General features: G+C 43.3%; 19 protein-coding genes and 1 tRNA gene. 13 read left to right on the top strand and 7 right to left on the bottom strand.

The genetic code is table 11. The features are described from left to right. Positions 1–297 precede the first annotated feature (297 nt). From EPL05_RS04615 to EPL05_RS04600, 4 genes are read left to right on the top strand one after another with little or no spacing between them, the layout of a single operon-like run. Positions 298–1,101: an alpha/beta hydrolase gene (locus tag EPL05_RS04615; RefSeq protein WP_128532555.1), complete on the top strand. Its 804-nt coding sequence runs from the start codon at positions 298–300 to the stop codon at positions 1,099–1,101. Between the two features lie 21 nt (positions 1,102–1,122). Beyond that, on the top strand, positions 1,123–2,919 hold the full coding sequence (locus EPL05_RS04610; RefSeq protein WP_208394675.1) for an amidohydrolase: 1,797 nt from the start codon (positions 1,123–1,125) through the stop codon (positions 2,917–2,919). A 40-nt stretch (positions 2,920–2,959) separates the two neighbouring features. After that, entirely contained in the window at positions 2,960–3,997 is a 1,038-nt protein-coding gene (locus EPL05_RS04605; RefSeq protein ID WP_128532553.1) for an MBL fold metallo-hydrolase, read from the top strand. An 8-nt stretch (positions 3,998–4,005) separates the two neighbouring features. Further along, positions 4,006–4,938 (top strand): alpha/beta fold hydrolase, encoded by a 933-nt coding sequence (locus EPL05_RS04600; protein ID WP_128532551.1) that lies wholly within the window; start codon positions 4,006–4,008, stop codon positions 4,936–4,938. A gap of 80 nt (positions 4,939–5,018) precedes the next feature. Here EPL05_RS04600 and EPL05_RS04595 read toward each other — a convergent pair whose 3' ends face one another. Beyond that, entirely contained in the window at positions 5,019–5,744 is a 726-nt protein-coding gene (locus EPL05_RS04595; protein ID WP_128532549.1) for a LytR/AlgR family response regulator transcription factor, read from the bottom strand. A gap of 79 nt (positions 5,745–5,823) precedes the next feature. Beyond that, positions 5,824–5,985, bottom strand: coding sequence for a hypothetical protein (locus tag EPL05_RS23880; protein WP_166727628.1), 162 nt, complete (start codon positions 5,983–5,985; stop codon positions 5,824–5,826). 87 nt (positions 5,986–6,072) lie between these two features. Between EPL05_RS23880 and EPL05_RS04590 the strand changes: the two genes are divergently transcribed. Beyond that, positions 6,073–7,158 carry a sensor histidine kinase gene (locus EPL05_RS04590; RefSeq protein ID WP_128532547.1) on the top strand — a complete coding sequence of 362 codons (1,086 nt, stop codon included), beginning with the start codon at positions 6,073–6,075 and terminating at the stop codon, positions 7,156–7,158. On the opposite strand, the gene EPL05_RS04585 is transcribed toward EPL05_RS04590, so the two are convergent. Then, positions 7,127–10,063 carry a lantibiotic dehydratase gene (locus EPL05_RS04585; protein WP_128532545.1) on the bottom strand — a complete coding sequence of 979 codons (2,937 nt, stop codon included), beginning with the start codon at positions 10,061–10,063 and terminating at the stop codon, positions 7,127–7,129. The genes EPL05_RS04590 and EPL05_RS04585 overlap by 32 nt on opposite strands. A 272-nt stretch (positions 10,064–10,335) precedes the next feature. Here EPL05_RS04585 and EPL05_RS04580 point away from each other — a divergent pair, with 272 nt between their 5' ends. From EPL05_RS04580 to EPL05_RS04560, 5 genes are all read left to right on the top strand, one after another. Beyond that, on the top strand, positions 10,336–10,548 hold the full coding sequence (locus EPL05_RS04580) for a hypothetical protein (protein WP_128532543.1): 213 nt from the start codon (positions 10,336–10,338) through the stop codon (positions 10,546–10,548). 61 nt (positions 10,549–10,609) lie between these two features. Continuing rightward, entirely contained in the window at positions 10,610–11,716 is a 1,107-nt protein-coding gene (locus EPL05_RS04575) for a BF3164 family lipoprotein (protein ID WP_128532541.1), read from the top strand. After that, positions 11,713–12,273, top strand: coding sequence for a hypothetical protein (locus EPL05_RS04570; RefSeq protein ID WP_128532539.1), 561 nt, complete (start codon positions 11,713–11,715; stop codon positions 12,271–12,273). The genes EPL05_RS04575 and EPL05_RS04570 overlap by 4 nt, the downstream gene beginning before the upstream one ends. Then, positions 12,273–12,944, top strand: a complete 672-nt coding sequence (gene lepB / locus EPL05_RS04565) for a signal peptidase I (RefSeq protein ID WP_128532537.1) — start codon at positions 12,273–12,275, stop codon at positions 12,942–12,944. The genes EPL05_RS04570 and lepB overlap by 1 nt, the downstream gene beginning before the upstream one ends. A 138-nt stretch (positions 12,945–13,082) precedes the next feature. Beyond that, the gene (locus EPL05_RS04560) at positions 13,083–14,105 is read left to right on the top strand and encodes a TlpA family protein disulfide reductase (protein ID WP_166727627.1); all 1,023 of its coding nucleotides are present in this window, start codon (positions 13,083–13,085) and stop codon (positions 14,103–14,105) included. A 166-nt stretch (positions 14,106–14,271) separates the two neighbouring features. Here the strand turns inward: EPL05_RS04560 and EPL05_RS04555 are convergent, their stop codons facing one another. From EPL05_RS04555 to EPL05_RS04545, 3 genes are all read right to left on the bottom strand, one after another. After that, the gene (locus EPL05_RS04555; RefSeq protein ID WP_166727626.1) at positions 14,272–16,419 is read right to left on the bottom strand and encodes an outer membrane beta-barrel family protein; all 2,148 of its coding nucleotides are present in this window, start codon (positions 16,417–16,419) and stop codon (positions 14,272–14,274) included. Positions 16,420–16,645: 226 nt separating this feature from the next. Further along, positions 16,646–16,975: a LytTR family DNA-binding domain-containing protein gene (locus EPL05_RS04550; RefSeq protein ID WP_128532531.1), complete on the bottom strand. Its 330-nt coding sequence runs from the start codon at positions 16,973–16,975 to the stop codon at positions 16,646–16,648. Between the two features lie 326 nt (positions 16,976–17,301). Further along, positions 17,302–17,375, bottom strand: a tRNA-Met gene (locus tag EPL05_RS04545). Positions 17,376–17,531: 156 nt separating this feature from the next. Here EPL05_RS04545 and EPL05_RS04540 point away from each other — a divergent pair. The 3 genes from EPL05_RS04540 (at position 17,532) to EPL05_RS04530 (ending at position 20,750) form a co-directional block, all read left to right on the top strand. Next, on the top strand, positions 17,532–17,912 hold the full coding sequence (locus tag EPL05_RS04540) for an START-like domain-containing protein (RefSeq protein WP_128532529.1): 381 nt from the start codon (positions 17,532–17,534) through the stop codon (positions 17,910–17,912). A 99-nt stretch (positions 17,913–18,011) separates the two neighbouring features. Then, complete coding sequence (locus tag EPL05_RS04535) at positions 18,012–19,442, top strand: LptF/LptG family permease (protein ID WP_128532527.1); 1,431 nt, start codon at positions 18,012–18,014, stop codon at positions 19,440–19,442. A 102-nt stretch (positions 19,443–19,544) separates the two neighbouring features. Continuing rightward, entirely contained in the window at positions 19,545–20,750 is a 1,206-nt protein-coding gene (locus tag EPL05_RS04530; protein WP_128532525.1) for a bifunctional 3,4-dihydroxy-2-butanone-4-phosphate synthase/GTP cyclohydrolase II, read from the top strand. Here EPL05_RS04530 and EPL05_RS04525 read toward each other — a convergent pair. Further along, positions 20,747–25,201, bottom strand: coding sequence for a translocation/assembly module TamB domain-containing protein (locus EPL05_RS04525; protein ID WP_128532523.1), 4,455 nt, complete (start codon positions 25,199–25,201; stop codon positions 20,747–20,749). The two genes, EPL05_RS04530 and EPL05_RS04525, sit on opposite strands and share 4 nt — an antisense overlap. Positions 25,202–25,307: the final 106 nt, after the last annotated feature.

The following is a 25,307-nucleotide window of genomic DNA, read 5'->3' as shown; positions in this document are numbered from 1 at the left end:
CGCGATAAGGTTCAAAACGCAAGCCTTAAATTTAAACAATTGTTTATTAGTCTTTTATAAAATAAAATTGCCAGCCGGTAACCGTATATCGCAGTTGGTGACGATATATCGCCATTTGACGAAAACGAGGTGCCTTTTTACCGTCTATCTCGCCTTACCTTATCTCGTTGCTTTTAGTCGTAAGATAACGACATAACGTAATCATTTTTTGATGTTTTAATTTAAGTATCTGATAATCAATTGAATTATAAATTGGTATTGCCATTGTTTTAGTGGGTCATATCAATTTAACAACAAATGAACACATCAGATAACCAGGCAAGCGGTTTAACCACCAAAACCATTGTATTTATAACCGGCGCTTTTGTAAGCGCCAATAGCTGGGATAAATGGAAAATTTATTTCGAATCGGCAGGGTATAAAACCATCGCTCCTTCATGGCCGCATAAGAACGCATCGGCATGTATCCTTCGCAAAGGGCACCCGGATGCAGCCATAGCCAGCCAGCGGTTAGCCGATCTCACTAATTATTATGCTGCCATAATTCAACAACTTCCCGAAAAACCAATCCTCGTTGGCCATTCAATTGGCGGGCTTATTACACAAATATTGCTACAGCGCGGGCTTGCAGAAGCTGGTATCGCCATTCATTCGCTACAGCCGCAGGGCGTTATGACCTTTAAGTTCTCCTTTTACAAGGCAGGCTGGGGGCCTTTGGGCTTTTTTACCTCTTCTAAGAAATCCTACCTCATGTCGTTCACCGAATGGCAGTATGCGTTTACCAACGGCATGGAATACGAGGCCCAAAAGGAAGCCTATTACAACTTGGCAGTACCCGAATCTAAACTGGTAGTGCGCGATGCTATTACCAGCGCCGCCAAAGTTGATTTCGGCAAACCACATGCGCCGCTTTTATTCCTGGCCGGCGGGAAAGATAATTTCATGCCTGCATCACTCAACTATTCCAACTTCAAAAAATACAGCGACAAAGATTCCATTACCGATTACAAGGAGTTTGGCAACGCCAATCATTTTGTGTTGGGCCAACCCGAATGGGAGGAGAAGGCCGCCTACATTTTAAACTGGATCAAAACTTTATAAACACAACTCAAACATTAAATCATGAAAAACAACAACAACACGGCAAAATACCTGCTCCTGCTATTTACCATTATAGCAATGGTATTTATGGCGGCTACATCCCGCGCCCAGCAAAAGGCCGACCTTATTATTTACAACGGCAAGATAGCAACTATGGCCAAACCGGGCGAATTTAAACAGGCAGTGGCGATGAAGGACGGCATTATCCTGGCCACAGGGTCATCTGCAGCGTTAATAGCAAGTTACAAATCGGCAAGCACCAAACTCATCAATGCAGGTGGCAACACGGTTATCCCCGGCATAAACGACAGCCATATGCACGCCGTAAGGGAAGGCCTCAACTTTAATATGGAACTGCGCTGGGATGGTGTGAAAACCCTGAAGCGCGCCATGGAAATGTTAAAAGAACAAGCCGCCAGAACGCCACCCGGAGCATGGGTAAAAGTAGTAGGCGGCTGGAACGAGTTTCAATTTGAAGAAAAGAGGCAGCCCACTATTGATGAGATAAACGCCGCAGTGCCCGATAAGCCTGTTTTTATTACTTACCTGTATGGCAAAGCTTTCCTTAATAAAAAGGGAATAGAAATACTGGGGTATGATAAGCATACCAGTTACCCGGGCAGTGTAATAGAGCTGGATAAAGATGGCAACCCAACCGGGCTGCTCTATGCCAAAGAAACCCCAATGGCCATTTACCGCACCTTGGCGCTTACCGGCACCCTTACCCCCGAAGAACGCATAAACAGCTCGGAGCATTTTTACAGGGAAATAAACAGTTTCGGCATCACCAGCGTGATTGACGCTGCAGGCGGTGCCCAAAACTACGACGCAGATTACCAGGCCTCGCTGGCTTTGGCTAAAGCAGGCAAGCTTACCGTGCGCACGGCCTATTACTTATTCGCGCAGAACAAGGGCAGGGAGTTTCAGGATTACGAAAAATGGATTACCCAAACCTACCCCAATAAAAACGACCATATCCTGATGGCCAATGGTTACGCGATGGAAGGCGCCGGCGAAAACCTCATCGCCTCAGGAGCGGATTTTGAGAATTTCCTGGAGCCAAGGATAGTATTGTCTGATAGTATGGAAACCGACCTGGAGCCGGTGATACGCCTGCTGGTAAAAAACAGGTGGCCCTTTCGCCTGCACGCCACTTATGGCGAATCTATCGACAGGATGCTGAACGTGTTTGAAAAGGTAAACAAGGATACCCCATTTAACGGCCTGCGCTGGTTCTTTGACCATGCCGAAACCATTACAGATGCTGAGTTGGTTAGGGTTAAGGCATTGGGTGGTGGTGTTGCGGTACAATTCCGCATGTATTTTCAGGGAGAACTGTATACCAAAATGTATGGCCAGCCCAAAACGCAATTGCCGCCAATAAAAAAGATGCTGAGCATGGGCATCCCGGTTGGCATGGGTACCGATGCGCCACGGATATCTACCTATAATCCATGGATGGCACTGCACTGGCTGCTTACAGGTAAAACCATTGGCGGGATGCAGTTTTGGCCAAAAGAGCAGGTGTTAAATAAGTACACTGCTTTAAAACTCTATACTTCAGGCAGTGCCTGGTTCTCTGGCGAGCAAAATGTAAAAGGCAAACTGGTAAAAGGTATGTATGCCGATATGGTGATCCTCTCTGCCGATTACTTCAGCGCCACGCCGGAAAAGGTTAAGCAGATCAACTCCGTATTGACTGTGGTAAACGGCAAAATTGTTTACGCCTCGGGCAAATACGCTGCTCAGGATCCATCCATTCCTGAGGTTATCCCAAGCTGGTCGCCGGTAAAATACTATGGCGGTTATCAAAGATAGAATTCAATATACTCTCTAACAACTCATAAAACAACAGAACATGAAGACTCAAAAAATAAACATAGTAACTGCTTTTTTACTGCTGCTCATCTCACTTGGCGCATCCGCGCAAATGGCCATGCCGCCACAGGTACCTATCTGGGATGCTAATAAAGTTGAATTAAAACTACAGAAGTTAGGCGAGGGTATCTATGCCATACTGCCAACTACAGCCGCGAAAGAAACCCCGCAGGGCATCCCGCAGGCTACTACAGGCGGCTTTATCGTTGGCAGCAAAGGCGTACTGCTAATTGAAGTAATGCTGAGCAAACGCCTGTACGATCAGGAAGTTGCCTTAATCCGATCGGTAACAGATAAGTCCATCATCTACGCGGTAAATACCAGCGACCATGGCGACCATTGTTTCAGCAACTACCTGTTGCCATCCTCCACACTAATTATCCAAAATGAATTTGCGAAAGACAATCTGGCCAAAAACTATGAAGGTATTAAACAATTTATGGTGGCATTATTTGGCGCGGGCAGGGGTATCGAAAGTTCGGTTTACAGGCCTGCGGATATTGTGATCCCCAAAAACAACAACCTCAAACTGGACTTGGGTGAGGGTAAAGTTGTGGAGTTTTTGAATGTAGGTACCGCGCAATCCCCGGCAGATCTGTTTGTATGGATGCCAAACCAAAAAATATTCTGGGCAGGTAATCCCTTTATTGCTGAAAGTCCAGCAATTCCCTGGTTGTTTGATGGCTACTTTTTGGAACCAGCCGCCAACCTTAAAAAGGTATATGATTTTTTGCCCACCGATGCTATCATCATTCCCGGCCATGGCAGGGTGACTAACAAAGCCGGCATTAAATACACCATTGATTACGTGGAGGCACTAAAACAACAAGTAGAAGCTGCCGTGGATAAAGGCCTTACGCTGGAGCAAACCAAAGCAGCTGTTAAGATGGACGAATTTAACAAAGGCTACGTATTGTTCAACTGGCTGCACTTCAATTTTAACCTGCCTAATGCCTATAAAGACATCAGCGATAACAAGAAAAAACAATCAGAATTAAAACCCACATCATATAAATAATTACAATCATGAAAACCACAACACACATCAAACACTTCGCACTAATTTTCCTTTTCGCTTTGCTAACTACAGTAAGCTTTGCCGCCATTGTAAAACCAGCTACGCCACCCGCGGGCTTCAAAAACCAGTACGCCACTGTAAACGGCGTAAAGATCCATTACGTAATAGGAGGTAATGGCGAGCCTTTATTACTGGTACATGGTTTTGGTCAAAACTGGTACATGTGGAACCGCCTGTTACCCGAGCTTTCCAAACACTTTACCGTTATAGCGCCTGACATGCGTGGCGTTGGCGAATCTGGCAAACCTGCCGACGGCTACAGTAAGAAAAATATGGCCGTTGATATGCACGAGCTGATGAAAAAGCTGGGCTATCAGCACATTAATATAGCCGGCCACGATATCGGCCTGATGGTGGCTTACGCTTACGCCGCGCAGTTCCCAGCCGATGTAAAGAAGATAGCGTTAATGGATGCTTTGCTGCCGGGTATTGAGCCGGTTTGGAGCCAGGTGAAAGCGCAAGCCTGGTGGTTTGGCTTTTTTGCACAGCCACATTCAGGCGAACTGGTATCCGGTAAAGTTGGCTTATTCTTCACCGATTTCTGGCCAACTGTTGGCTTCAAGAACAACTCTTTTACCCAAGCAGAAAAAAATGAGTTTATAAGAGCCTATTCGGTACCTGGTGCTACCACGGGCGCTTTCCATTGGTTTGGCGAATTTGCTAACGATGGTAAAGACAATGTAGAATTTGCCAAAACAAAACTAACCATACCTTTACTGGCTATGGGTTCTGACCATTTTGCCGGATCATTTTTGGCCGAACATTCAAAACTTGTCGCAACTGATGTACACGAAGCCATCATTAAAGATTCGGGCCATTGGGTGGTACAGGAACAAACCGCCCAGGTTCAAAAAGCACTGCTGGATTTCTTTCTGAACTAATTAGTAAGAAAAAGTATAAACCCACGAAAGCCACTCCATTGAGCGGCTTTCGTGGGTTTTATCGCGTGAACTAATAATAACTACGAGGCTGAGCCTGTTCGTTTAGATATTAGCGATTTTTTTTCTAAAAGGTCAAAAAAAGCCGTTTTGTATGCACTGCCGATACTTAAAATAGTTTTATCATCCAGCGTAATGTGATTACCGGTGATGGTTTTGATCTTGGCGTAGTTTACAATAAATGAACGGTGAATCCTGGTAAATGAGCTTGAGGGTAAGTAATTTTCAATCTCGCCGATAGTTAAGTAGGTGAGTTGTTTGCCTTCGGTAGTATGAATAACTATATAGTTGAGTGCTCCTTCAATGTACAATATATCTTCTATTTTGATCCGAAGAAGCTTGCCTTTAACTTCGCCTTTGATGTAAAAATAATTAGGATCGTTTCTTTCAGGTACTGTTCTTCCTTTGAACCTGCTAACGGATTTGAGAAAGCGGTCATAAGCGATAGGCTTGAGCAAATAATCAAAGGCGTTTTTATCAAAAGCGTCCAGCGCATGTTCCGCGTAGGCCGTTGTGAATATAATAGTGGTATAAGGCGCTGCAAGGTCTGCAAACTTTAAGCCGGATAGCTCCGGCATGTTGATGTCTAAAAATGTAAGGTCGGGGGAGTTTGCGGAACAGATCGCGTCGAGCCCAATTAACGGATTCAGCGTACTACCTACCAGTTCAAGCCCCGGAGTTCGGTTAATGAAATCCGATAACACCTCAACAGCATGAAACTCGTCGTCGATAACGTAGCATTTTATCATTGCGTTAAAATACAAAAAAAAATGCTTGGTAGTTAAGAAATAGCCAGGCCGCCAATCAGCAACCAGGCTATCTCGAAATTTAAGCGACCTCGCGGCCAAATGTGATGAAAGTACTCACAGATGTGGTAGTGGTGGTAGTTGGGTCAATAGTTGTCGTCTCGAAAAATTTTTGTTTGCCATGTGGCGGTTTGAAGGTAAATAGGTTTTTTACTGTTAAATTTACTTTACTTTTGGTTTTCATGATTTAATGTTTTAATTGAAAGTTAAGTTTTGAATTTTTTTGATGTAAAATAAAAAACTTACACCGGGAGCTTTATGCTGTAGACAAATGGAAACGAAAGCCAAGAAACTTTTCCCGGTAAACAGCTTTACGGGAATGCTCGCAAGACATTGTGCCGTCTGGGTGATCTTTATCGCCTATGAATTATCATACCTGTATGTGGTTACGGGTTCTTTGAGCAACTTCTGGGATTATGCTTTGCACTATCTGCTCAACATCGCTATCTTTTACACCAACACCCTAATTATCAGCCGAAGCTTTTCTTACAGGCCGAGATATTTTTTAGCATTTATTAGCATCCTGTTTGAAATTATAGTTTACCTTTTATTGCAATACCTGTTATCCAAACTGTTAACTTCTCTGGGAATCAGCAACCGCTCTGGGAGTTTTAATATGGAAAGATTCTTTATCCTGAATACCTACAGGGCTTTTTATTTCATCGGTATCAGCGTTGCATATTGGTTTGCCAAATCGGTATCCATGCAAAAAAAACTGATTCTGGAGCTGGAGAATACAGGCTTACGTAAGGCAAAAGAAAGCTCGGAACTTGAAAAAAACCTTATGCAGGCGCAAAACTCCTATCTATTAGCCCAGCTTAACCCGCATCTGCTTTTCAATACGCTAAACTTTATATATAACTCCGTCCGTAAAGTTTCTGCCTCCGGGGCTGCGGCTATTCTGCATTTGTCTGACATGATGCGCTATTCACTCAGTATACCCGGGGCCGACGGCAAGGTTTTGCTGGAGAACGAAGTAAATCATTTACACAATATGGTGCATCTAAACCAGCTAAGGTATAATGAGAAGTTGAACCTGCATATTAACTTAGACGGTGATTTCACAAAAGACCGGATAATACCACTGTTATTGATCTCCTTTGTAGAAAACCTTTACAAACATGGCGATTTGCTCAGTACGGAGTTTTCATCAGCTATTAGCCTCAGTTGCCACGATCACTTTTTTACAATGGTATGCATCAATAAAAAAAAGCTGTCAACGGGTTCTGAGGGCTGGGGGATAGGCCTTCAGAACGCAAAGGCCCGCCTACAAAATATTTATAGCGACAGGCATCAGCTTACGGTAACCCAGGATAGCCGAATATTTAAGCTGGAATTATCGATACGGCTTGATTAGCAGTTCTGGCCAGTTTAGCCGATTCGTGTTTCATTAACAAGTAATAAACAACCAGTTCCTGCTTCCTTTGCTCACTAAGAAAGAATCTATTGAGGTGCATGTGAATGATGTCTGCTGCCCATTTAAACTGCTGATCAGTCTTGGAGCGTGCAGTTCCCTGTGCCAGGTAGCGAATAGATTGAGCGAAATCGGAAGAGTGTTTCCATAGCAGCGCTTTTTTCACCATTAGATCGCCGTTTTCCCAGGCTGTAAGTAATGATTTCATTTGCTTGTATTTAGAATCAAGAGCGTATTTCAAGTCTGCCTGGTCGTTAAACTCACAAAGCAGGGAATGAGTTACCTGGGTGAGGAATGACAGCCTTTGAACGCCAAAAAAATTGAAATTTTCCATAATGAGCGATACGTTTGAAAAGATAATAAGCAGATTTGGAGGCATGACTTCATTTTTGATCAATGCTTTAAAAAATCGAATGTTCAGCTCACTGCTCTTGAAAAAGATTTGCTCGAAAGAATCCATAGTCAAATGCCCATAACGTTCCAGCTCCCGCTCATAAATAGCAATTAGGTAATCAGCTACCAGCCCGTTTTTTAAGCATTGTTTTAGCTGGTGGTTCAAAGATGCTATTACTGTGGCATCAAGATCTTTTTTAACCTTTAATCTTATTCTCAAATGGGGTTCGGGATCTGTATACCGTATGAAGAACCATTGCATTACTGTATTTTGACCGCACAGCGGCGCTATGCAACGTTTATACAGGATTAATAAAACTTCGTTTTGACGGGAAGGATGTATATAAACTTTATAATAGACCCAACCGTCTCCGGGTACAATCCGCCTGGTGGATTTTGCAGGGGGATGGCGCGCTAAGTTTGTAGCTGCGTAGGTGCGGCCTCTTCGATATAAGGTAGCAATGAACTGACCGGCATACGGTTTGCCGCCTTCATCTTTAACAAGGGGCGTGTCGGTTATTTCATATAGGTGTTCTTTAATGGTGATTTTTTTTTGCCCTTTAATTATTGTTAAAAATACCGTGAGCTGTTCGGTGCTCATTAGATCGAAAACGAGTTGATTGTCATGACTTGTCAAAGCTATCCAACGGGGGAGACTGAGTTTTTCAATTATACGGTTAACCTCTGCCGGCAGGGTAGGGTTTAAGGACTGTAAGTCTGTTAGTTCTATTCTTGATAAATACCAGGTGGCCAGATAAAGGATGCTATCGCCAAATTGTACCCGCGGGTAAAAATTCATTCCCGGGAAATAGTTTTTAAGATCAAGGTTGAGATTGCCATTGATGCCCTGGAATTGCAGGTCGCATAAAAAACGGTACAGCGATAAATGGTTACGTTTAAAATTAAAGGCGGAACTTAAACGGGGTATTACCCTTTTTTGCATGCTTTCCGAAAACAAAATTATTTCGTCGTTCACAATGGAAACGTACAGGTCTGACGGCGTGAATTGCTTGCTTTCCGGAAGCACGGATCTGGTGAGAACGGGGATCTCGTAGGCGTAAATATGTTGCCGGCGGTTGATATTTGCAGTATGCGATTCACAAATGTGAGCGATCTCCGCAAATATCACCCCAGGGTTTTGTGCGGCTTCAAAATCGGCCACCTCTTTGGCAAACCCCGCGATTTTCTCATCGAACGGAGTAAACCGCCCTATCAGCGCCGTGCCGGTGATGCCCCCGATGCTTTCGACAATGACCTGGCCATTAACCACTTTGAATAATGTTGACATGGTTTGGGGTGTGGGTGCTCCCTGTATATTATCGTCTATCGCGCTTATATCGCCCGGCGTAAGAACAATGGTTTTACGGGCGAGCGTACTTGTATTCCACTTTTCCAGCAACAATGAATGCGCGCTACTCCAATAAACCGGTAGGTTGTAATCGGCCTTTGCGCTCCAGTTGATGCCGTCCAGTAAATCTTGTCCTTCAATTTCAGCTTCCAGCCCCTCGTATCCAATGCCTGTTTCCGGATCCAGCGCGTAAAGTAATGGAATACGCTGGCCCTCAAACTTCCGGTTAAAGGCTGTCACGAACCGTTGCATTGGTTTGTCGAGGGGAGCATTTTTCAGTAGAATATGTAAACAATCTACTGCTTTTTTTATGGTGCGTTGATACCGGGTATGAAGTGAACCGGAATAGCATTCACCTATAAGGTTTAGGTAACAGGGTGCAGCCTGATCCGTATCCAGGTCGGGAGCATCATTATGAGAAACAAAATAGTCATCACCAATTATGTTTACGTCATGGTCATCAACTAAAAACTGAATGGAAATTAGTGTTTCCAGCAGTTTCTCCGCTTCGGCAACTGTCAGGCCGGTTTCGGCACCAATAAAGCTCACAATTGATGGATATGTTTTCAAGCTGTGGCAAAATGCAATGATCTTCTGCAAGATCGGAATCTTAACGATGGATTTAATGAAGAACTTTCTGTCAGATTCATTGGGCTCTCGCCATGCGGTCAAAAACCTAAACTCTCGCCCCGCGGTATAAATCGTTGTATTCACCTGAAAACGCCGATGTTGGAATAGGGGTAACAATTGTTGCTGCACACCAAACTCGAAGTCGACCATTGTATGTGCCTTGAAATTTGTGAGGACGGCTTGTTCGGCTACGCCCCATTGCATTACAGATGTTGCGGCAAATAAACCAAATGGCGTTGGCCTAAAACACAGCCGGTTAAAATATTTCCAAAGCGTTGTACGCATTTTGGTGTCCATGTGCTCAAGCAGGAAACCCTTTTTTTCCAACTGTTCGTAAAGTGAAACACTGGCCAGTTTTATTGCTTTTTTAAAGTAGGGGTTTTGCAAGGCTTCCTCCAAGTTTTTCAAAGAATAGTCCTGGTAAGAAAACGCCGGATTGCGAACAATCAGGGTTGGAAAAAAAGCGTATTCGCTCATCTTAGGTTTTGGTTTTCGGTTGGTTATGAAAGTACCTACTATAAAAATGGATTTAATGATGCTAAGCAAATATATATTTACACCAATGTTAAAATGATGTAGACGAAATTAGCCGGCATCACGCTGCGCCATTGATATAAACAGCAAAAAACAGGGTTATTAGCCAGTGAATACTGATTTGTTCAGCAGTAATACTTAACGGGCGCAGGGGCCAATAGGGATGCGTTTTTTATCTAAATACCTTAGAAATATAAATACTAAACTAAATTTTTATGAAAAACAAAAAAACCATTTTAACAGGGCTTGTTGCTACAGCACTGTTCGCAGCACTTGGCTTATCCAGTGCTTTCGGTCACGCAACCACATTGTCAGACCTGAGAGCAAAGGCCGTTGGCAAAACGCCTTATTGCACACCTGCAAGCGATTCTGATTGCCAGTCATCTGCAACCGGAAACATTTACGCTGGTTACAAACCAGGCGCCTAATCTGCGACTCCTAAAAGCGGTAATTGCTTTTGCAATTGCCGCTTTTTTAATTTTTCTTCCTATGAAAAAACACGCTTTTAGCTTTTTCCTCTTATATACCGCTATTTATTTGTCGCTATTTTCCTGCCACAATAGTAACAAAGCTCAAGTTGCATTTAACGCCCGTTATGCAGTGTTAACAGATACCCTTACGCCAAAAAGTTTCAAATTAAATAAAAACCTGAGGATGGTAAGCACCGGCATCAAAAACAGTGAGAACACCAGTGTAGATGTTATAGATACCTTTTTAATTTGCAAAACTTTAAATGCGCCAAAAATATTGAATGTTTATGGCCAGCGATCAAAATTGTTTTTAGGAGCCCTCATCAACCGAGGAGAAGAGCCCGGGCAGTGCTTGGGCATTGCTAATATACTACCTACCAGCCAAAAAGGTATAGTTTGGCTATTTGATATCACCCTTGGCAAACTCGTTAAAATTAACCTGCCTCTAACCCTAAAAGACACCACTGCAAAAGTACTCGATGAAATTGTATTAGCCGGTAAATTAAGGGGTGCAAAATCCGTTACGCTAATCAACGATAGTACGTTTGCAGCTTGTAGCTATTATTATAATGATTACCGTTATTTCGTATTCAATAAAACAAATGTACTTTTCAAAGCCGGCGAGTTGCCCCCTTCGCCCGTTAATTGGCCATCAAATAAAATTAACGGAAAATTTGCCATTGATGCAATCATTTACAACGCCAGCCTACTCTTTAATAGCAAAACCCGGCAAGCGGTGGCGGCTTATAATAAGACCGACCGGCTTGAATTTTACAAGGATAACCAGCTTGTTAAAATAGCCCGCGGAATTGATTTATTTGATCCAACCGTTGATTTCAAGGAAGAGGGAGAAAATCTGTTTATGCCGGTAGAGAACACCGAAACCCGATACGCTTATATCCACATCGCAGGCACCGACCAATCCCTCTACGCCCTAAACAGTTCCGGCAATGCATACAAGTCAAAGGGTAACCGGATACTTACCTTTTCCTGGGACGGAAAACCAGAAGCTATTTATAAACTGGATGCCAATTATAGCGGATTTGCAGTGGCCAAATCAATGAACACTACCACTTGTTACGCGCTTAGAAATGACAGCGGGGAAATTTACGTCACAACCCTATGAAGTATTATATCTTTTATACAATTCTGTTGGCAACGGTGTTGCCGGGCTGCCAAATGCATTCGGATTGTGGCAGCAAAAATAGCGATATCATGGGCAAGTATTACCACCAATCCATTCAGTTCCCCCCCAAACTGATAGCGTTAAACAGTGGAAAAAAAGAAGGCCAAAGCGCGCCCTCGGAAATTAAGCTTAAGGGAAACGGCTTTTACGTAGTTCACTTTTTTACGGCAGATTGCGACGAGTGCATCAACGAACTCAATAAAATCCAGCGGTTTATAGCAAAAAACCACCTTCCCAACACCAAATACCTTTTTATTGCCAGCGGCCCAACTCAAATCTATGTGCTGAATGCGATCAAGAAGATCAATTTTAAATATGATGTGTATTTTGAAAAAGAATATTACTCTTTTAAAAACATTAACCACTTCACGCTTTCCGACAGAGTTTTCGACACCCTGCTCATTAATAGCCAATCGGAATTGCTATTAGCTGGTGCCTTATTCGATGATGACTTCACCAAGGGGCTTTACCTGGAAACCATTAACTGTACTAACTAATGAAAACGTTTTGGCTAAAACACCGGGGATTATTGACTTACCTGCTTGTGATGTGTACGGCGGTAATTGTTCTCCGTATATTTTTCATTTCTATTTTTACAGTTGAGCAAAACTCTATGAACAATTCCTACATCAACGGCGATAGGGTTTTGGTTTATAAGCAGTTTGGCCCCGTTAACCGGTATGACGTAGTGATTGTTAGGCACCATGGCGAGTTTTACATCAAAAGATGCATAGGTTTGCCGGGAGACAGGATACAGATTGCCAAAGGGAGGGTAAGTATTGATGGCCGGCTGCTCGATGAATTTAAAAGGTTTGCCATTAAAACTAACCTCGATAGTATAAAAAAAAGTCAGGCTTATACCCCGGATTTTGATATAAGAGATATATACAACGCGCAATGGACGGTTGACGATTTTGGCCCATTAGCTATTCCCGCCAAAAATAAGCCTTTGCATATCAGCAGCAAACAATTGGTTAATTACAACTATTTGAATATTGCAAACACTTCGCCGGTTACAGATGGGCAACTGGATCTTACCGCTGACCGGGATTATTATTTTGTTATGGGCGACAACCGGGAATTCTCGAAAGATTCCAGGTCATTCGGGCTGATCCGTGCCGACGAGATCATCGGGAAGGTTGGGTTCGTCGTCTGGCCGCAATTTTAATAAATTATTATGAAGGGTATCCTTTTCTGTTTATGCTCAATAACGCTTCTCACTCCTCCGGATCCGGAAAAAGTGATGACAGATATGCTTGCTAAACTTACTAATATTCAACATGTACAGTACTCCTATCAAAGAGATGTGAAATATTTTTCTTCCGGAATTGAAGATAAATTATCTGGCACCATATTTTTGCAGGCGGATCCCAACGAAAAGATAATCGGCTTTCGGTATCAATGGGAGGATGAGAACTGGAAATACGTTTATAACGGCACCGAAAAATTCGACCTGGACAAAAAAAATCAGACTATTGAAGTCTTTCATAATATTAGCCCGGAGCAATTCAGCTATACGTCAATTTTTTACAACTCATTTATCAGCTTAAAAAATGCACTTCCACTGCTTATCAAAGATAACGACGTCACAAAAGCAGTCTCAGACACCACCATAGGCCAATCGAAACTGATCGTGCTGCGGCTGGGTATTCGGAACAAGGTTATTGGGCACTTAGGCGATCTGCGACCCTTAACCACCAAAAGAACCATCAACTATACTATTCTGATCGACCCGGTCAGTTATCTCCCCACAGCCATCTTGCAAACCAACAGTGTAAACCAGGATTTTATTAAAACAACCTTTACCCAGGTTGATGCCACGGTAGCCGGGCCGCCCGAAAAAAGCTGGTACTTTTCAACTTACCTCACGCAATTTAAACAGCGGGTGCAAAGCCTGCCTAATACTTTGATCAGCAGCAGTGAAACCGGCCCTGAGTGGGTATTGCCCGAATTCGGGACTGAAAAAAAGATTTCCCTTACTGATCAAAAAGGAAAGATTGTATTGCTGGAATTCTGGATCAGAAACTGTGCATACTGCCAGGCAGCGTTCCCAGAACTCTCAAAGATCGCCGGCAAGTTCAAAGGGCCCAATTTTCAGTTGCTGGCCATCAACTGCTACGATACCAAAAATTCGATTGCACCCATCTTACAGCAGCACGCGCCCGAATATCAGGTACTTTATAACGGCCTAAAAGTTGCAGATGCTTACGGTATAACGGGCTATCCTACAGCTGTTTTAATTGATAAAAACGGAATTGTGGTTTACGCAGGAATTTTTAATGCCTTAAAACTATCCTCCAAAATAAAGGATTTACTGGCAGTAAAATAACGCATTTTTATGTAGCGCGGCATTTGTGAGCATGACAAACTAACCTATTCCTGTGCATTAGTTCAATCCCGGCGGTCGGCCATACTTTCATGTATAACCAGTATTGGAGTTGCCCATAAGTTGTGTAAAGGTGTTTTAAGTAATTATGCGTATTACAAGATGGCTTTTATTTGGGAATCGTTATCTTATCATCATTGTCAATTCCCCTGTCCGCTCGTTTGATCTCTTTTTTAAGTCGTCCGAAGCTGTAATTTAAACTTAAATTAATGTTGCGGAAGTATGTATAGGAGTTGAAATTTTGATTGAAGTCGGTTGCGTGAATTTCGCTTTTAGCCAGTCGGTATTTATTAAACGGATTACTTATAGCAAGAGCTGCAACCAGTTTGTTTTTCAGCAAACGCTTACTTAAGCTAAACGAATGGTAAAAATAGGAATTAAGTCGCCCCTGCAACAGCAACGTAGGGCCGTAAAATCCTCCGTTGATAGATGTTCGCCATGTTTTTAGGAAAGCGTAAGAAAGGTAGCTATAAATAAAACCCTGGTACCCATCATTCTTGTAAAGCTCGGTTCCTACTATTCCCTGTAAGCGGGTGTAGGCAATACGCCCGTTGATATTTAGGTTCATGTTTTTGATGATGGGGTAGCGAATACTTACCGACATGCCCAGGTTATGAATTTTGCCGATGTTTTGATAGGTTGAGGTACTTACCGAATCGGCCAGGGTCCAAAATGGCTGTACAGTATTGTTGGAGAATACATAACTCAGGTTAACATTAAATGAACCTTTTTTAACATTGGTATAACCAAGTTCAAAGCTATGATTTAAAACAGGAAGCAGATAAGGGTTGCCCGTGTACCTGATTTTAGGGTCTATGATCTCTACAAATGGGTTCAGTTGGTCTATAGACGGCCGTTGTATACGCTGGGTATAACCAAATGTTAAGGTATTGTATGGATTGAATACCCGCTGTATGGATATTGAAGGAATTACATTAGTATACCGCTGTTTCGCGCTGGTATTATCCAAGTCAATATAAGTATGCTCAAGCCTTGCGCCGGCCTTAAATCCCCAACTCCCTAAGTCGAGTGAATAAGAGTTGTAAATGCTGTAGATCTGCTGCAAATAGCTGAAATTATCGTCGACAGAAGGATATGTGAACGCACTAAAGTTGTTCCTATTAATATATTTTCCGCCGGCTTCCAGCGTAAGTTTGTGATAGGTATTGCTGTAATCAAACTGGGCAGTATGTTCGGCAAGGCCGTCGTGGTTGTTTTGTACAAAATCGAGGCCGTCGAAATTTATTGGATGGCTAAAGGAATTTTGATTTTGCTGCCTGTCGCGTTCGTCCGAAAAATTATAAGAAGCCGTTAAGGTTTGGTCCGGGTCATTCTTAAACGAGTGCTGATAGTTAATGTCTATTTCTAAACTGAGGCTTTTTGATCCGTCAGTCCGTGCCAATTGGTACGATTGCGTTTTTGCCATATCTGAAAACGTAGTAAACTGATCAACTCGGTTTGTTCCTTTGATTTGGTTGTAGTTGATTGAGCCGGTAAAAAGGTTGAGCGTATCAGGTTCAAAGCTTAGAAACTCATTTACATAAAAGGTACGGCCCTTATAACGCTGATCACCCGTTTGCTGGAGTGTGGAGGCATCCACGCCCAGCCCGGCCCGGCTGTTTACAAAGGAGGCGGAGGGCTTTGTCTCCTCATTAAACCCGATAAGGCTGGTTAAACCAAATTTTCCGTTCTTAATGTTCAAACTATTGGCGATTCCCGAATTTAGTTTACTGTAATTGGCGTTGAGCGAGCCGTTATATCCATCGGCTAATCTTTTCACTGTAACGATGTTGATAAGCCCGCCGAGGCCCTCGCCATCATACTTCGCCGGTGGTGTGGTGATGATCTCTATTCGCTGTATACTGGCAGCCGGCATACTTTTTAGGATGGTTGAAATATTTTGAGAAGGGAAGGGTGCTGGCCGCCCATTGATCAATATCTTGAAATTGGCGTTTCCTTTTATTTGGATGCCGTCGTCGATTCCTACGGAAACCAACGGGACCTTTCGCAGCATATCCAGCAGATTCAGGATTTTGCTTTCTGGGTCGGCCTGCACGTCGTAAGCCAAACGGTCGATTTGTTGGCGGATTAACGGTTTACTGCTAATCACTGAAACGGTTTTAAGTTCGCGGATGTTAAGTGTCAACCTGATAGTATCCAGTATAATACCCGAATCTGATGCCCGCACTTTAACCGGTATTTTTTTGGACTGGTAACCGGGAACAACTATTTCAAGAGAGTAGCATCCCGGAAGCATATTTAGAAAGGTAAACCTGCCGTAAGCTGAAAGGGTTACGCTTTGACGATTATCCAGTCTAACCCGCCCCACAGAAACTGGAAGTTTGGAAATACTATCGATCACCAAGCCGTTGATTCCGACGCCATTACCCGATGATTGCCCCAAAGCGGGTGTATTGATTAGCCAGGCTGTAAAAAAAAAAGCAATCAAAAGCCATTGTTTTATCATAAGCGCAGAGATTAAATTAGGTGAGCAGCAGTGCCACCAGCTTTTTGGTAGAAATGGTGTAAGGGATCAGTTCGTTGGCCAGCAGTTGGATGAGCTTCTTCCGCCGGTTAATGTTTTTGATGTACAACCTGTTCACCAGGTACGATTGGTTCACCCGGATGAAACCAAAATCATTCATCTCCTTTTCAACGCATTTTAATGTTTTTGACAGGATATACACCGGGTTGTTTACCGAAATGATTTTTGTATAGCAATTATCGGCCTGGCAATACAATATTTGATCTGGCGCTAAAATATGCACCATATCTGCATTGTTGATAATCATCCTTCCATTCGTGGTTAACATCCGTTGCTTTTGAAAGTCGTACACACTAAACTAAGCAGCTGTAGGCAGTAAAAATAAATTATTACATAAACGGAGTTATGCAGTATGCAGAAAAGACTCAGACATCGATAATGGATCGATTAATTGTTTCGATGGCCATGTATTCACACGTATGCTATATAAGCATAGCTTGGTTATATATACCCGCCGCCAGCTTTGAAGTCACGTGACTGCGTAATTCCGGGCAGGGGCAATTTTTAAAGAATACTTCATTAGGTCATGTTCAGCGATAAAAAAGCGCTTTGAGATAGCAAGAAAGGCCACTCTTTCGAGTGGCCTTCTGCCAGTAGCGGGGAGCAGGATCGAACTGCCGACCTTAGGGTTATGAATCCTACGCTCTAACCATCTGAGCTACCCCGCCGGGTTTGTTGTTTTAATGCTCCAAATAAGAGAGCAACTCTTTCAGTATATATTTTGATGGTTCCTGAAAAAGGTTTGCAAATATAGCAGAAATTCGTTTTCTTTAGAAAAAATGTTAACATTTACATCCTAAGGGTTGCTAACGATTAAACTGCACATGTCCGAGAAGAAGAAATTCAACATAGAGTACGAGATAAAATCCTCCCCAAGGATACTGTATACTTTTCTAAATGAGGCCAATGGCTTAACGCAGTGGTTTGCTGATGATGTAAGTGTGCGTGATCAGATTTACACCTTTACCTGGGATGGCGAGAAACAAAATGCAAAGCTTGTAGCCATAAAAGAGAACAAACTGGTGCGTTTTAAATGGCTGGACGACGAGCCGCAGGCGTATTTTGAGATGGAAATCATTCAGGATGAGCTTACCAACGACGTTGCTTTGAGCATTACTGATTTTGCTACGGAGGAGACCATTACCGAGCGAAAACAAATTTGGGATAACCAGATAGACTACCTCATTAGCGTGCTTGGCGCGTAAACGAATTTTAATTTCTGTATTTTTGCGCGCTTAATTACAATATGCATTGGTAATTACAGTTATGCATTATGCAGTTGTTGTACTGCCGGATTCGTCACGATGAAAAAAATACATCTCTTACTGCTCAAATCATTTATAAGGCCATTTATTGTAACCTTATTTATTGTAATGTTTGTGCTGCTGATGTTGTTTTTGTTTAAATACATTGATGACCTCATTGGTAAAGGCTTTCAGTGGTATGTTATTTTAGAGCTGATGATGTATAACTCGGCAACCAACGTAGCAATGGCGCTGCCGCTTTCGGTGCTCCTTTCTTCTATCATGACCTATGGCAGCCTTGGCGAAAACTACGAACTGGTGGCTATTAAATCTGCCGGTATATCGTTGCGCCGCGCAATGTACCCCATGATGGTTGTTGTGGTTGTTTTAAGCATTGGCGCCTTTGCGTTTTCCGACTGGATGCTGCCACGGGCAAATCTTAAATACTATTCTTTGTTGTACGATGCCCGTAAACAAAAATCGGCCGATCTGTTGCCCGAAAATGTTTTTACCAACCGCTTTGATGGTTATTCTATCCGCGTAAAAAGCAAGGACCCTGATGGCCAAACCTTGTACGGCATCATGATCTATAAAAGGGAGGCGCTGGAAATAAACCAAAGCATAACGTTTGCCAAATCTGGGCTGATGTACCGAAGCAAAGATGACCTTTATCTTATTTTGAAGCTTAAGGATGGTGTGCGCTACCAGGAAGATCCCAGTGACAACAACTACTTTCAGCGGCAGAAACTTACCCGGTTCAGGTTTGGGGAAACAGAGCAGCGGTTTCCGCTGTCGGGTTTTAAAATGACACGCACCAATGAGAATGAGTTCAGGAGTGCATCCATGATGATGAATCTGAAGCAGATACAGCACTATGTAGATTCGGCTAACCGCAATGTGGATAGTACTGTAAATACCAATTATACCCTGATAAAACCCTACATCAAATATTTTTCGGTACCGGCCAAGTCGGCCTCGGTTAAAAAGGTTATACGGGCCGATAGCGTGCTGCTACACGGCGTAAACGACCAGTTGAACGCCTACAACAATGCGGCAAGCGAGGTGCGCCAGGTGCAGGATATGATTCGTAACCGCACAGATAACTATAAAGATGCAACCAAAAGCATCCGCAGGTATATTTTGGAGTACCACAAAAAATTTAATCTTGGCGCGGCCTGTATTGTGTTTTTTTTAATCGGCGCACCGCTCGGGGCTATTATACGCAAGGGTGGTTTGGGGCTGCCAGTTGTTATATCGGTTATTTTCTTTCTTATTTATTACATCATTGGCACTATTGGCGAGAAATCTGCCAAGGAGGGCGATCTATCGCCAATTATAGGGTCTTGGGTTGCTATCGCCATACTGTTGCCAATTGGTATCTTTCTTAGCTATAAGGCCGCTACCGACTCCGCTTTGTTTGATATGGATATTTACAAGCGTTACTTCAAACGTCTCCGGATGCGATTTAGCAAGGCAAATACGCCTGCATAGTTTTACAAAATGGAGACCTTATTCATTTAATTATCATTTAAATTTGCTGTGCCTTTTACCTCCTGTTTTTAATTAAATAAAGGCTCACGAAATACAGATACAATGCTGAACACCATACCGGAAGCAATAGAAGCTATAAAAGCTGGGAAAACCATTATTGTGGTTGATGATGAAGACCGTGAGAACGAAGGCGATTTTTTAACCGCCGCCCGCAATGCAACGCCCGAGACCATTAATTTTATGGTACGCTACGGACGTGGATTGGTTTGCGCCCCCATCACCGTACAGCGCGCCCGCGAACTGGAATTGGAGCCGATGGTGAGCCATAATACTACCTCGCACGAAACAAACTTTACCGTATCGGTAGATCTGTTGGGGCACGGTTGTACAACCGGCATATCCGCTACAGATCGTTCTAAAACAACACTTGCTTTAATTGATCCTACTATAAAACCCGCGGACTTAGGTCGCCCGGGACATATTTTCCCGTTGATAGCCAAAGACGGCGGCGTATTGCGCCGTTCGGGACATACCGAAGCCGCTATCGATCTTTCTGTTTTAGCGGGTTTTGAGCCTGCCGGCGTTATCTGCGAGATAATGAAGGAGGATGGCGATATGGCCCGCCTGCCGGAGTTATTGGTAATGGCGAAAGAATTTGACATGGTTATCGTATCTATTAAAGATTTGATAGCGTATCGCTTAAATACCGAATCGCTGGTGCGTAAAGAGGTTTCTGTAAAGATGCCTACGCAATGGGGCGATTTTGATATGATCGCTTACACCCAGCTGGATACCGGCGAAAACCATTTAGCGCTTGTAAAAGGCGAATGGGACATAAACGAACCTGTTTTGGTGCGTGTACATAGCTCATGCGTTACCGGTGATATTTTTGGCTCTTGCCGCTGCGATTGCGGCCCGCAATTACACAAAGCGATGGAGATCATCAGCAAAGAGGGTAAAGGCGTTATTGTTTATATGAACCAGGAAGGCCGCGGCATTGGGCTGGTAAACAAACTTAAGGCTTATCACCTGCAGGAAAACGGGCTTGATACCGTTGAGGCTAACATTAAGCTTGGCTTTGGGATGGACCAGCGCGACTATGGTATTGGCGCGCAGATACTGCGTAGCCTGGGCATCTCAAAAATGCGCTTGCTTACCAACAACCCTAAAAAACGGGCCGGGCTAATAGGTTACGGTTTAGAGGTGGTTGAAAACCTGCCGATAGAGATCGCATCAAACCCGCATAACGAGGCATATTTGAAAACCAAGCGCGATAAGATGGATCACGCAATTATGCGCGAACACTAATCGTCTAAATTGTCTTCTGAATCGTTATCGTCCGGGGCGCTGTTGGTTACCGGTGGCGCTATCGTAGTGGCCGGTACAGGCAGCGGTGTTGTTGGCGCTCTATCGCGCCTGCTTTGCCTGAAAATGTTGCGTAAAAACTCACCGAACGTATCGAAATCGCGCTGGTAAACCAAGCCAATACCATTCACATATTGCACTCCCAACTGATCGTTTATAGAGTTTAGCGTGGTGCTGTTTAACGCACGGTAGGAGTATCTACCCCTTAAGTTACCGTCTTTACGAATCAAGTACTGAATTTCAAAATCCTTGTTAAGCGACTTGAAATCGGCATTGAATAAACTGCTGTTGCTGTTAAAAATATCGCTGGTACCCGTATTGGAGTAAAAACTTCCGTTTAATAGCAAGCGGTCGTTCAAAAACCTGAAACCAAGGCTTGCATCGTTAAGCGAACGGATGTTTAAGTCGAAGTTTTTGATGTTGGATTGTGAGATAAAGCTGTTCAGCTTATTAAATGCAAACTCGCTTACCGCTGCGGTAGCGGTGCCAACCACCTGGTTGGTGATATTACTGCCCGTACCCGATGCAAAGTTACGGCGCACAATGATGCTTAGCGCCTGCTGGCTGCGGTTGTTATTATCTGCCAGGTAGGTACTTAGGTCATCTTTAATAGATGGGTCTACAGGGAAGGTAAAGTTAAAATCGATATTAGGCTGTATCAGCGACTTGGTAATCAGTAATTCCGCCTGTACCAGCACCTGTTTGGGGCCATAGGGCGATGTTAAACCCGCGGCGTTATATAGCGGCGCTATATCGGTCCGCACCTCGTACAGGGCCTTTAAATTGATCTCTGCGTTAGATGGGTTGCCCGTCCAGCGAATAGTACCGCCCTGGCTTACTACAAAGTTTTTACTGATGAAATCTTTGGCGGTAAACTCAAATTTCCCCGACGTGATCAGAAAATCACCAAACATCTCAAAATCGCCCAGGCTGTTTATATTCAGTTTGAGGTTGCGAGCCTGGCCAGTACCCTCTAATACGCCGTAGTCTGTACTAATGCGTACGATGGTTTTTTCGTCAATGGTTAAGTCAAAGTTTAGGGTAACGCCGTTAAAGGCATTTACCTTGGTATCAACTTTTCTTGTAGTGTCGTTATGGTCAACAAATTTTATAAAATCGTAATCCGCAGCGGTGGATGAGGTATTAAGCGGGATATTAAATATGGTACCGGCCTCGGTGCTTGCTGTAATATCTATCTTCATATTATCAACCGGGCCATTAAACTTAAAGGTACCGGTACCGTAAGCGGTGCCGTAGTACAGGTGGTTATCTTTAAAAGTAGAGTTTAGCGCCAGCAGATTTTTGGCTTCCAGCGTAATGTCGATGTACGGGTTCTTAATATTGGTCAGGTCAACCTTACCATTGGCTGTTCCGGTGCCTCCTCTAAAATCCTTCAACACCATGTTATCTATGCCTATAACGCTGTTATTTACGCTTAGTTTATGCGTAACAGTATAAGCGGTTTTAAGGTAATCAACGGTAACGCCGGTATTATTTAAGGTAAGGTCGCCGTTTAATTGGGGGTTAGATGGCGAACCGGAGAGCTTGAGGTTGGCAGACACTGTTCCTTTGAGGTCAGAAACCAGGCCTTTTACAAATGGCTCGAAAATAATAGCTTCGGTATGGTCCATCTTTACATCAAAATCCAGGTTATCCCCGGCGTCGTGCCCTAAAGTGTAAACGCCTGCAAGGTTCAGGGTTTCCAAGCCCTGGTGAGTAATGTTTATTTTCACATCGGCCTGCTCGCGCTGGTTATCCAGTTTCGATTTGATCTTCACGTCGCCTATCAGCGTTTTATTCATCGTTAACGAATCGATGGTTAAATTGGCATCAACGCCCGGCTTTTTAATAACCGAGGTAAAAACTACATCGCCATTAAGCGCGCCTTTTAACAACACGCCTGATGACTTGGTAAGCTGGTTAAGCGTTGCCATGCTGAATTTTTGGAAGGTAACCTTCAATTCGTCGGCCGGGTTATCAGATATAAAGCCGTTTATTTTTACTTTTTGCGCGCCATTGGAAAGCTCGAAGCCCGATACCTGTGTTTTGCCATCAAGCAGGCGGATGCGTACCTGATCCTGTATCTTCCATTTCTGGTGTTCAAGCACCACGTCTGATGGCAGCAGTTTAAGCTTAGCGGTTGTATCGCGCCCAAACTCAACCAATCCGTAAAGGTCTAACTGGTTGGTCGCGTCTTTATCAGAAAGCTTAACGTTAAAGTTAAGGCTATCGTTTTTTAGGAAGTTGGCTATGTTGATGTTCTTGATATACAAGCTGTCGGTAAGGTCTATCCGGTTTAAGGATGCGTTTAAGCTCAGCATATCATCACTGGTGCTTTCATCGATAATGAAATCGTGAAAAACAATTTTGCCAAGCTTAATAGTTTTTATAAACCCGCTCAGCGTCGCAGTTTTATCGTAGGAGTTGAACTTGCCTACAAATGTGCCCTGATCGGGTATTTTCAGGTCGGGCCGGAAGATGGCCAGCACCGGGTCGAGGTTTTTTAAGGTCAGGTTAAAATCAAAATTCTGTGGTTTTGGGGCAGAAATTTCTGTTTTTAACGAAGGGATATACTTCTTGGCAATTGTTTTAAAATAAGACGGTAGGGTGGCCAGGTTAAAGCTGCCTTTAATACTGCCATCGGCAACATCAGAGTGCAGTGAAATGGTGCGCGCATCACCTTTGCCGTCTGCGTTTATGGCTACAGTATCTACTATATAGCTTTGGTGCGGATCTGTTACCCTGATACAGGTAAGCAGGATGTGCCCATCCAAATTCTCCAGGTTATTGCCCGAAAAATTGGTGTTCATTTGCGTGGTAACAGTAACAGTATCCTTTATGAATTTTAGCTCGCGCAGGCGGGCATTATCCACATTGCCGGTGAAATCAAAAATGGGGAGTGTTGGATTGAGGTTTACGCTACCCGCTATATTGAGTTTTATATTTTTATCGTTGATAGACAGTTTACCTGCCGCTACCTTTTTTATAAAGGTACCGCTGGTTACCACGTTGTTGTAATTATAACCTTTAAAGCCGATGTACTTAATGTTCGCGTTGCCTTTAACGGCAAGTGTTTTCAAGTCGTCGCCGCTGCCGCTTAAATTGCCCGATAGGGTGGTACGCCCCAGGGTTTTATCATCCAGTAGAGTGCCTAGGTCGAAATTGGTTGTTGTGAGTTTACCGCTGTAACTTGGTACACCCTTTTTGTTTATTTTAAGGTTGATGTCCGGATCGAATCGGCCCAGCTTGGTTTTAAACGTGCCGAACGCCACAAAATCATTTTGCAAACCGGTAAACCTGCCGCTGAAATTAACGTTACCAAACTTGCCTACTATAGCGGGCAGTTTAGCTGTTGGTTTGCCGGTAAAGTGTTTGTACAGGTAATCCAGATCTTTTTTGTTAGTGGCCACCTGCTCAAATTTTAATGCGAGGAAGGTGTTCTCCCAATCGGGCAGGCCGGTAAGGTTAAAGTCGCCTTTTATAAAAGTAGCTTGCGCCGCGGTTACGGTAAGGTTTTTAGCTTTCAGGTTGTTCACCATGCCACGGATGCGGCCATCTACACCCAGTTCAAAGTTTATTTTACCCAGCGAGGATGTGAAATAAGCCACATCTTTTGATGACAGGTGCGATGATTTAATATCGGCATCCATACGCACCTTGTTTTCAAAATCGTCAAAATCGTTAAACGATTTAAAGTTCATCCTGAAGAAATTGCGCACTTTGGAATTTGGGGTGATGATATCCAGGTTTTGTAACAGTATCTGGGTTGTATCAATAGTAGTGTTGGCGTTAAAGTTGTTTACCTTAAAGCCGCTTTGTTCCTGCAGGGTAAGCCCGGTAACATTGGCTTTAAACAAGTGGTTCTTCAGGTCCATATTGCGCACTACGATGCTGAAATGGTTTACGTCGAGATCATCGAAGTTAACACCGCTTATTACAGCGGTACGCAACTTGTTTTTATACTTAAAATGGAAGTTATTTACCGCAATTTTATCAAAGTTGAGCGTCCATGGTTTTGCCGATGGCTTTTTGGTAGTATCGCTGCCGCCAGAGTTGAAATAATCTATAATAAACTTAAGGTTGGTGGTGCTGTCTTTCTGCTTTTTGAGATAGAAAGTGCCGTTATCCAACTGGATGGACTTGAAATCGATAACCCGTTTTTTGATGCTGCTGAAAATGGAAAACCCGCTAAGTTCTACCGCAAGTTTCGGGGTGCTTAATAAAGTATCCTGCTGCTTATCCAAAACATACAAGCCCTCCAGCACAACCGATTTAAATGGTACAATGTACAGGCTTTTTATATCAACCGTAGTTTTAAGTTCTTTTGATAAATAAACGGTAGCTTTTTTTCCCGCCCAGGTTTGCACCGGCTTATACTGGAACAGTATTAACACTATGCTGACAAACAACAGCAGTACCAATATAATGCCTAACGCTATTTTGAGTAGTTTTTTAATAACTTTGTGTTTAATTTAATTAGTGAATGAGCAATTTACTGAA

The organism is Mucilaginibacter gilvus, from assembly GCF_004054195.1.
Classification (GTDB): domain Bacteria; phylum Bacteroidota; class Bacteroidia; order Sphingobacteriales; family Sphingobacteriaceae; genus Mucilaginibacter; species Mucilaginibacter gilvus.
Note: the sequence above shows the minus strand (reverse complement) of the source record. Positions and strands in the feature narration are given on the sequence as shown.

Excerpts from the sequence above, each read along its gene's own strand:
- EPL05_RS04575 (WP_128532541.1), top strand. The coding sequence starts at position 10,610 with ATGAAAAAACACGCTTTTAGCTTTTTCCTCTTATATACCGCTATTTAT.
- EPL05_RS04530 (WP_128532525.1), top strand. The coding sequence starts at position 19,545 with ATGCTGAACACCATACCGGAAGCAATAGAAGCTATAAAAGCTGGGAAA.
- EPL05_RS04600 (WP_128532551.1), top strand. The coding sequence starts at position 4,006 with ATGAAAACCACAACACACATCAAACACTTCGCACTAATTTTCCTTTTC.
- EPL05_RS04615 (WP_128532555.1), top strand. The coding sequence starts at position 298 with ATGAACACATCAGATAACCAGGCAAGCGGTTTAACCACCAAAACCATT.
- EPL05_RS04595 (WP_128532549.1), bottom strand. The coding sequence starts at position 5,744 with ATGATAAAATGCTACGTTATCGACGACGAGTTTCATGCTGTTGAGGTG.
- EPL05_RS04555 (WP_166727626.1), bottom strand. The coding sequence starts at position 16,419 with ATGCTTCCGGGATGCTACTCTCTTGAAATAGTTGTTCCCGGTTACCAG.
- lepB (WP_128532537.1), top strand. The coding sequence starts at position 12,273 with ATGAAAACGTTTTGGCTAAAACACCGGGGATTATTGACTTACCTGCTT.
- EPL05_RS04580 (WP_128532543.1), top strand. The coding sequence starts at position 10,336 with ATGAAAAACAAAAAAACCATTTTAACAGGGCTTGTTGCTACAGCACTG.
- EPL05_RS04590 (WP_128532547.1), top strand. The coding sequence starts at position 6,073 with ATGGAAACGAAAGCCAAGAAACTTTTCCCGGTAAACAGCTTTACGGGA.
- EPL05_RS04610 (WP_208394675.1), top strand. The coding sequence starts at position 1,123 with ATGAAAAACAACAACAACACGGCAAAATACCTGCTCCTGCTATTTACC.
- EPL05_RS23880 (WP_166727628.1), bottom strand. The coding sequence starts at position 5,985 with ATGAAAACCAAAAGTAAAGTAAATTTAACAGTAAAAAACCTATTTACC.
- EPL05_RS04535 (WP_128532527.1), top strand. The coding sequence starts at position 18,012 with ATGAAAAAAATACATCTCTTACTGCTCAAATCATTTATAAGGCCATTT.
- EPL05_RS04550 (WP_128532531.1), bottom strand. The coding sequence starts at position 16,975 with ATGTTAACCACGAATGGAAGGATGATTATCAACAATGCAGATATGGTG.
- EPL05_RS04605 (WP_128532553.1), top strand. The coding sequence starts at position 2,960 with ATGAAGACTCAAAAAATAAACATAGTAACTGCTTTTTTACTGCTGCTC.
- EPL05_RS04540 (WP_128532529.1), top strand. The coding sequence starts at position 17,532 with ATGTCCGAGAAGAAGAAATTCAACATAGAGTACGAGATAAAATCCTCC.
- EPL05_RS04585 (WP_128532545.1), bottom strand. The coding sequence starts at position 10,063 with ATGAGCGAATACGCTTTTTTTCCAACCCTGATTGTTCGCAATCCGGCG.
- EPL05_RS04570 (WP_128532539.1), top strand. The coding sequence starts at position 11,713 with ATGAAGTATTATATCTTTTATACAATTCTGTTGGCAACGGTGTTGCCG.